Raw genomic sequence first — 7,385 nt, 5'->3', positions numbered from 1 at the left:
AGCTCCATAAGGTCTCATGCCTCTTAATATAATCAAAAAACTGTCAATTTCCTATTACTTATGCAAAACTCAATAATCTCAACTACCCATCGATTGTCCGTGCGCTTTTCCCACAATTTTGTGCCCCGGACATCAAATAGGAATAAGCGGTTATCACGATACATGCCAGTCATTGTTGCCGAGACAAGGAAAAACTGTCCATCAGCCGACCATTCTCCATTGAGAGTGCGAGACATTCCGCCCGTGATAGGGTGTGCGGCCGCGATGTTACCGTTGTGATCATGAAAAATGATTTTCCCCTCCTCCTTGAGCACATTACAAACGATACCCTGTGATGAGATTGTGTACCGTCGGCCAGGGCCGTCCTCGCTGTCTCCGTAAGGCGCATCGCGCCATAGCAATTCTCCGTCGTCTCGATAAATTTGGAACCCATCTTTATAGAAACCGATATACTTGCCACTTCCTGCGATCGTGGCAAACCGTCCGTTAGGTGTAATGACACGGTTTTTGAGCGACCCCTCGCGCGAGACAAAATCGACACTTTCTTCTCTGATAACGATCTTGGGCCGCAATTCTTGTGTTAGTGAATCGGTATAAAAAACCGCGTCGATGTATTCCCCTTCGATGGGAATATCGACCTTTCGAAACGTGAGTTGTTGAACAGATTGCGACAGGCCTTGCGCGGCAAGCTCGATTGCCAAGCTGCACCACAACAGAGTGCAACTGGCATAAGCTGCAAAAAGATGAGTTTTGATCATTTTTGTTCTCCAATATTGATCAGATTCGAACTGAAACTCAACGATGCGGAAGCCAGGAAGTAGGGAGTAGGGAGACAAATCAGATCGCCAGTCCCCTGCTCGCGTGATTCGAATTTCATCTCCAAGTGCGGATAATGTAGCCGCAACTTCTTGCCCTATCAAAGTGTGTTACAGAAATTTCAAAAGGCAGCAGCAAATTTTCAGAATGAAGAATTTTTGTCCAACTCCGGAGGTTGCTTCAAAGCCCGGGCCAGGAGTTTTTTGTTGGGGCCTTGCCCCCCACTTCTTCAGCAGTCGTGTCATTCCTCCAGGGTCTTTTGGGGCAAGCTGTGAGTCGCAAAGTCCACCATGATCGTGCCGGACGCTCAAAAAGATGCGTCCCGCATGACACACCAGACGGTGTGATGCTTCGCCAGACCTCGTCGAGGCATTTGCGGAGATTGTCATGCCGAGGTTGGGCTTCGCCCTGTCACCCCGGGTGCTGGCCGTGCGGAATTTCAATTTGCATTTCCTGGCTTTTCTGATTATTTTGGCCGCGTCAGAATCGTGAGAATATTTCATGCTTATTTGCCGCGTTGTCGGAGACGTGGTCTCCACCATCAAAAACGAACATCTGCGCGGCCACAAGCTGCTGCTGGTGCAGCCGGTTGAACTTGACGGCAAAACCGAAAAGGGTGAAACTTTGATTGCCGTCGATAAAGTCGATGCCGGGCCACATGATTTGGTGCTGGTGAATCGCGAGGGCGGCGGCGCGCGCATGCTGCTCAACAATCCCAAGATTCCCGTGCAAGCGGTGATCGTGGGGGTCATTGATGCCATCGATGTTCCGAATCGTTGACCATGCGAACTGAGTTCCGCTAGTGCAAGGCGGGAATGACTTCTTCAGGGAGTGACACTCAGGAGTTGAAAGCGCATAATGTCGTGGTCACTGAAGATTCATTGACGGTGGACTTGACAGATGGCCGCACCATTTCCGTTCCATTGGCATGGTATCCTCGGCTTCTACACGGCAAGCCTGAAGAACGCAGCAATTGGCGTTTAATCGGCAAAGGGGAGGGCATTCACTGGCCTGACCTGGATGAAGATTTGAGCATCGAGGGCCTCATTCTTGGGAGGCCATCGGGTGAAAGCTCGCGTTCGTTTCAGCGCTGGCTCGATGAACGCACAAAATAAATTCATTGGAGCAATAACCTGCAAGACGGAGCAATTGAATTCTCCGGCAGCCCGCCTCCCAAGACCTTAATTCATCATCAATCTTGATTTCTTATGAACCTCAACGCCCGCATCGACCGCCTCATCGCTGAAGAGCTGGCTCGGCATCAGCACACGCCGCATTGCAACTGGTGCTGGGTGTGCCCGGATTGCAAGAGTGAGCTGGTCACGCAAATGGTGAATCACGGCGCGTGCCGCGTCGGCGCGGAGCCCGGCATTGCGCCGGTGAAGGAACTCGCAGCGCGCTACATCGATCACACCCTGCTCAAGCCGGAAGCAACGCGGCAGCAAATCGAAAAGCTCTGCCAGGAAGCCGCGGCGTTCGAGTTTGCCAGCGTGTGTGTGAATCCCACCTGGGTATCTTATTGCAGCCATCTCTTGCGCGGCAGCAAAGTGCTGGTGTGCACTGTGGCCGGCTTTCCGCTCGGCGCGAACACCACCGAAGTCAAAGCTTATGAAACGAAGCAATGCGTCGAGCAGGGCGCTTGTGAAATCGATATGGTGATCAACGTTGGCCGCCTGAAATCCGGGGAATATGATTTTATCGCGCATGACATTCACGCCGTTGTCGAAGCCGCGCATCCTGCTCATGTCAAAGTGATTCTGGAGAACTGTTATCTCAGCGACGAAGAAAAGATCAAGGCCTGCCTGCTCTCGCGCGAAGCGGGCGCACATTTTGTGAAAACCTCCACTGGCTTCGGCCCGAGCGGCGCCAAGATCGAAGATGTTGCGCTGATGCGGCGTGTGGTGGGTGAGCAGCTCGGCGTGAAGGCTGCGGGCGGCATTCGGGAATATGACACGGCCAGCAAAATGATCGCGGCCGGTGCTTCGCGTCTGGGCGCCTCGGCCAGCATTGCCATTCTCGAACACCGAAAGGCCGCCTGAGATGAATGCAGCCGAGATCATTGCCAGGAAGCGCGACGGACTGGCCCTCACCGACGAGGAGATTGAATTCGCCCTCGCGGCTTATCTCGAGGACAGAATTCCCGACTATCAAATGTCCGCGCTGCTGATGGCGATCTATTTTCGCGGCATGGATGATCGCGAGACGGTGGCGCTGACGCGGCTGATGCGCGACTCCGGCGTGGTGCTGCGGCATTCCGGCATTGCCCTCCCCAAAGTCGACAAGCACAGCACCGGTGGCGTGGGCGACAAGGTTTCCCTCATTCTCGCGCCGCTGATGGCCGCTGCCGGCATCGCGGTGCCGATGATCTCCGGCCGCAGCCTGGCGCACACCGGCGGCACGCTCGACAAACTCGAGGCCATCCCCGGCTTTCAAACGCAACTTTCCCTGGCAGAATTTCAACGGCTGACGGCGAGCGTGGGCGCGTGTTTGATCGGACAAACCGAGAACATCTGCCCGGCCGATCGGCGTCTGTATGCCTTGCGCGACGTCACCGGCACCGTGCCCTCGATGCCGCTGATCTGCGCCAGCATCTTGAGCAAAAAACTCGCGGAGGGCATCGACGCGCTGGTGTTGGATGTGAAAACCGGCAGCGGCGCGATTTTTTCGGAGGCTTCGGCTGCCGAAGAATTGGCGGCGCGCTTGATTCGCATCGCCCGGCATTTCGATCTGCCCACCATCGCGCTGCTCACCGACATGTCGCAGCCGCTGGGCAACACCATCGGCAATTGGGTGGAGGTGGGTGAGGCGATCGCGGTGTTACAGGGCCGCGGTCCGCGCGATACGCGCCGCGTGACGCTGGCGCTGGGCGCCGCGATGCTGAAAGCGGCAGGGCAAACCCTTGATCTGCGCGCCGGCGCCCGGCAACTCGCAAGCGTGCTGGACAGCGGTGCGGCGTGGCGGAAATTTGTGGAAATCGTCGAAGCCCAGCATGGGCAGGTGGAATACGTGGAGGAGCCCGGCCGCTATCCCAAGCCCCGGCATACCCTGGCAGTGACAGCGAACGCCGCGGGCTATGTTGCGCAGATCGATGCCCGCGCTCTTGGCCAACTCGCAATGGCGCTGGGCGCCGGCCGCGTGAGCGTCAATCAAAAGGTCGATCCGCTGGCCGGCATCACGCTGCACAAGAAAGTCGGCGAGGCCGTGCGCGCCGGCGAAACCCTGGCACTCCTGCAAAGCTCGACCGTCGCAATCGCAGCGGGGATGGCAGCCGGCGCGCAACGCAGTTTTGTCATTGCGGATCACGCTGTGACGCCGCCTCCTCTGCTGATTGCCCGCTTGGATGGCGACGGCCGCCACGCCATTGCGGAGATGTGAGTCCGGCCGCCGGTCTGAAGAATTCCGCGTGGAGCTTTTACCTCTGTTTTTGAGCTGCTGCATGCCCGAGCATTCCTCACAATCCTCCTCTGCTGGCGCTTCGGCCAACGGCCACAGCCATTCCGCCCCTTTTGAGGTCGACTTTTTCACCGCCCTGGCGATCGTTCTGTCACAGCGCCGCATGCTCCTGCGCAATGTCGTGCTGGCTGCGTTTTTTTTCCTCCTGCTCGGATTGATCTGGCCGCCCACCTACAGCGCGCGTGCCACGCTGCTGCCGCCGGACAAGCAGGACCAGCAAGACTGGCTGAGCCTGCTCAACAATTCGCCATTGGTGCGTTTCGCCATGCCGCAAGCGCGTTCGACCTCGGAATTGTTCGTGGAAGTGTTGAGCAGCCGGAGCGTCGGGTCGGGCGTGCTGCATCACCCGATCGTGATTGATTCAACCCGGAAGACATTGGCAGACCTCTGGGAGATCGAAAGTGAAGAGAAGGCACTGCGCAGGCTTTATCGCCGCACGACATTGTCCACCACCGAGCAGGGCATTATCGAAATCATCGTTGAGATGGAATCTCCGGAGCTGGCCGCGGCGATTGCCAACGCCTTTGTGGCGGAGTTGGACCGGGTCAATCAAGAGAAAAGCGTGTCAGCGGCGCGCAACTCCCGCCGCTATATCGAGGCGCAGTTGGAAAACACCTCGCGGCAAATGGCGGTGCTGGCCGACAGTCTGACACGGTTTCAAACGCGCTATGGCGCCATCGGTTTGGATGAGCAAATGCGCGCAGTGATGGAACAGGCCGGCGCGCTCAAGGGCAATGTGATCGCCAAGCAGGTGCAGCTCGATCTCATGCGGCGCAGCATGACGCCGGACAATCCCGCGCTGGCTGCACTGCAAGCCGAAGTGGCCGCACTGGAGAAGCAGTATCAGCGTCTGCAGGCCGGCAAGCCCGCCCCCGCAGCAGCGCAACCGGAATACTTGATTCCGTTTGCAGAAATGCCGGCATTGGGCCGGCGGCTGGCGGAATTGACCCGTGAGTTGAAAGTGCAGGAAACGGTTTGGCAATTGCTTACGCAACAATATCACCAAGCAAAGATTCAAGAAGCGCGAGATACGCCCACGGTGCAAGTGTTGGATCGCGCCGTGCCGCCGGAGTTTCGCACGCAGCCCAAGCGCCTGCTGCTGTTGTTGATCGGCACAGGCGTGGTTTTCATCCTGAGCGTGATGGCGGCATTCCTCGGGCATTATGTTCGCAACCTGCATTGGCACGAAGCAGAGGTGCAGAAATGGCGGAGCCTGTGGCGCTCCGGCAAGCCGCAGGCCTCGCCCGAGGTGACGACGTGATGCCATGCACCGGCCGGCCCCGGCCCAGCCGTGGTTTGATCTCATGATCGAACAACTCTGGCGATGGCTCAAGCCTCGCGCCGGTGGCGACAGCGCGCAGCATTGCGGCGGCCGGCAACTGTGGCTGCTGGTGCTGTTTTGTTTGAGTGCCATGCCGGCGCTGCAGGCGCAGACTATCGAGGTGGCATTGACGCACTGGTCGTATCGCCTGCTGGACCGGTTGCGCACGCGCGGCTTCGCTCAGGTTGGTTTGACCGGCAGCCGGCCGCTGACCCGCGAGGCGATGACGCGCGCATTGCTCACTGCCTACCTGGCGCACGGTGATCGCCTCGATCGCAGTGAACGCGAGGCGCTGGAATTTGCGTTCTTTGAATTCTCCGAAGAAGTTGCGCGTCTCGGCCGCATGGATTCCGTGCGCGCCGGTGTTGACCGGCAACGTGCACTGCAGGAGAAGTGGGTCGATTGGCTGCCCGGCCCGCTGTATGCCAATCGCCGCAATTTGCTCAGCCTGGAAAGCGGCGCATTGCGGTTTTTCTTTGACCCGATTTTCTATCGTGACGGCCGGTTCAACGATACAGATACGCTGGCGCGCTCGGAACGCGTATTCCAAAACACCGGAGGGTTCGTGTTTTGGGGAACGCTCGGCCGGCATCTGGGCTTTTATCTCAACAGCCGCGACACCAAAGAGCACGGCACGCGCACCTATCCCACCTCGTCCCGGCTGGCCTGGCCGCGTTATGGTTTCGCGCGCGGCCACGGCACGCATGTTTATCATGATGAAACGGTGGCGTATCTTTATCTCTCACTGCCGCATTTCAGCGTGATGTTCGGCAAGAACTTCAACCGCTGGGGGCCGGGCTACACCGGCGCGCTGGCGTTGAGTGATTACGCGACTTCCTATGATCAATTCAAACTCAGCGTGCAGGTCTGGCGGGCGCAATTCACTTATGTGCATGCGGCGCTGCGCCAGCATCCGCCGGTGATCGTTTCCTCTTATCTCGCGAACGGGGTGCAGCGGCAGATCTTCGCGCAAAAGTATCTCGCCGGCCATCGCCTGGAAATCGCGCCGGCAGCGTGGTTGAAACTGGGCGTGCATGAGACTGTGATCTACGGCGAGCGCGGCCTGGAACCGGCGTATTTGAATCCCATCATGTTTTACCGCAGCGCCGAGCATTATCTCGGCGATCGCGACAATGCCACGCTGGGCCTCGATTTTGAAATGCGTCCGCGCAACGGCGTGCGGCTTTACGGCGAATGGTTTGTCGACGATTTCTCGGTGGCGCGCGTGGGTGAAAATTGGTATGGCAACAAAGTCGCGTGGCTGGCCGGCGTGCATGCGGCGAATCCGCTGGGTTTGCCGCGCAGCGACTGGCGCGTGGAATACGTTCGCCTCGAGCCGTATGTCTATTCGCACACGTTTCCGATCAACGTTTATAAAAACTATGACACGATTCTGGGCCATTCCGCGGGCCCGAATGCGGATCTGCTGCACGCCGAATGGCTCTTTTGGGGCAACCGGCGGTGGCAGGTGCAGTTGTCGGCCGAGCGGTATCGGCATGGCGCCAATCCGGCCGAGCGCAACGTTGGCGGAGATGTTGATCGGCCGTTTCATGTGAACGACCGGCAGATGGTTTTTTTTCTCGACGGCATCGTGGAACGGCGCACCGCCTTCCGTTTGCAGGCGAGCTATGAGTTGTGGCGCAATCTACGACTGCAAGCGGCGCTGGAGACGATCCGCCACAAGAATGCGCCGGCAACCGGCGGGCGGCGGGAAGTGCAGACGCATTCGCTCTTTTTGGCATTGGGATGGAACGCGGACGAATAAGCCTGCGCTTTCGCAGAAATTGAAGATTAT

The 7,385-nt window shown here is 58.2% G+C and carries 7 protein-coding genes; 6 read left to right on the top strand and 1 reads right to left on the bottom strand.

Going from position 1 to position 7,385, the window contains the following annotated elements; translation table 11 throughout:
- Window positions 1-32: 32 nt before the first annotated feature.
- On the bottom strand, window positions 33-758 hold the full coding sequence (locus L6R21_23520; protein MCK6562183.1) for a hypothetical protein: 726 nt from the start codon (window positions 756-758) through the stop codon (window positions 33-35).
- Between the two features lie 559 nt (window positions 759-1,317).
- On the opposite strand from L6R21_23520, the gene L6R21_23515 reads away from it, so the two are divergent.
- The 6 genes from L6R21_23515 (at window position 1,318) to L6R21_23490 (ending at window position 7,355) form a co-directional block, all read left to right on the top strand.
- On the top strand, window positions 1,318-1,596 hold the full coding sequence (locus tag L6R21_23515) for a EutN/CcmL family microcompartment protein (GenBank protein ID MCK6562182.1): 279 nt from the start codon (window positions 1,318-1,320) through the stop codon (window positions 1,594-1,596).
- Between the two features lie 35 nt (window positions 1,597-1,631).
- Entirely contained in the window at window positions 1,632-1,931 is a 300-nt protein-coding gene (locus tag L6R21_23510) for a DUF2442 domain-containing protein (protein MCK6562181.1), read from the top strand.
- Window positions 1,932-2,186: 255 nt separating this feature from the next.
- On the top strand, window positions 2,187-2,855 hold the full coding sequence (gene deoC / locus L6R21_23505; protein ID MCK6562180.1) for a deoxyribose-phosphate aldolase: 669 nt from the start codon (window positions 2,187-2,189) through the stop codon (window positions 2,853-2,855).
- 1 nt (window position 2,856) lies between these two features.
- The gene (locus L6R21_23500; protein ID MCK6562179.1) at window positions 2,857-4,191 is read left to right on the top strand and encodes a thymidine phosphorylase; all 1,335 of its coding nucleotides are present in this window, start codon (window positions 2,857-2,859) and stop codon (window positions 4,189-4,191) included.
- A gap of 61 nt (window positions 4,192-4,252) precedes the next feature.
- Window positions 4,253-5,530 (top strand): hypothetical protein, encoded by a 1,278-nt coding sequence (locus tag L6R21_23495; GenBank protein MCK6562178.1) that lies wholly within the window; start codon window positions 4,253-4,255, stop codon window positions 5,528-5,530.
- Window positions 5,531-5,534: 4 nt separating this feature from the next.
- Complete coding sequence (locus L6R21_23490; GenBank protein ID MCK6562177.1) at window positions 5,535-7,355, top strand: capsule assembly Wzi family protein; 1,821 nt, start codon at window positions 5,535-5,537, stop codon at window positions 7,353-7,355.
- The last annotated feature ends 30 nt before the right edge of the window (window positions 7,356-7,385 follow it).

The organism is bacterium (assembly GCA_023150945.1).
GTDB lineage: Bacteria > Zhuqueibacterota > Zhuqueibacteria > Zhuqueibacterales > Zhuqueibacteraceae > Coneutiohabitans.
The sequence above is the reverse complement of the archived record's forward strand: the minus strand, read 5'-3'. Positions and strand labels throughout refer to the sequence as shown.

What these genes read in the sequence shown, in the direction of transcription:
- L6R21_23520 (MCK6562183.1), bottom strand. Translation starts at nt 758, where the DNA reads ATGATCAAAACTCATCTTTTTGCAGCTTATGCCAGTTGCACTCTGTTG.
- L6R21_23515 (MCK6562182.1), top strand. Translation starts at nt 1,318, where the DNA reads ATGCTTATTTGCCGCGTTGTCGGAGACGTGGTCTCCACCATCAAAAAC.
- L6R21_23510 (MCK6562181.1), top strand. Translation starts at nt 1,632, where the DNA reads ATGACTTCTTCAGGGAGTGACACTCAGGAGTTGAAAGCGCATAATGTC.
- L6R21_23500 (MCK6562179.1), top strand. Translation starts at nt 2,857, where the DNA reads ATGAATGCAGCCGAGATCATTGCCAGGAAGCGCGACGGACTGGCCCTC.
- L6R21_23495 (MCK6562178.1), top strand. Translation starts at nt 4,253, where the DNA reads ATGCCCGAGCATTCCTCACAATCCTCCTCTGCTGGCGCTTCGGCCAAC.
- L6R21_23490 (MCK6562177.1), top strand. Translation starts at nt 5,535, where the DNA reads ATGCACCGGCCGGCCCCGGCCCAGCCGTGGTTTGATCTCATGATCGAA.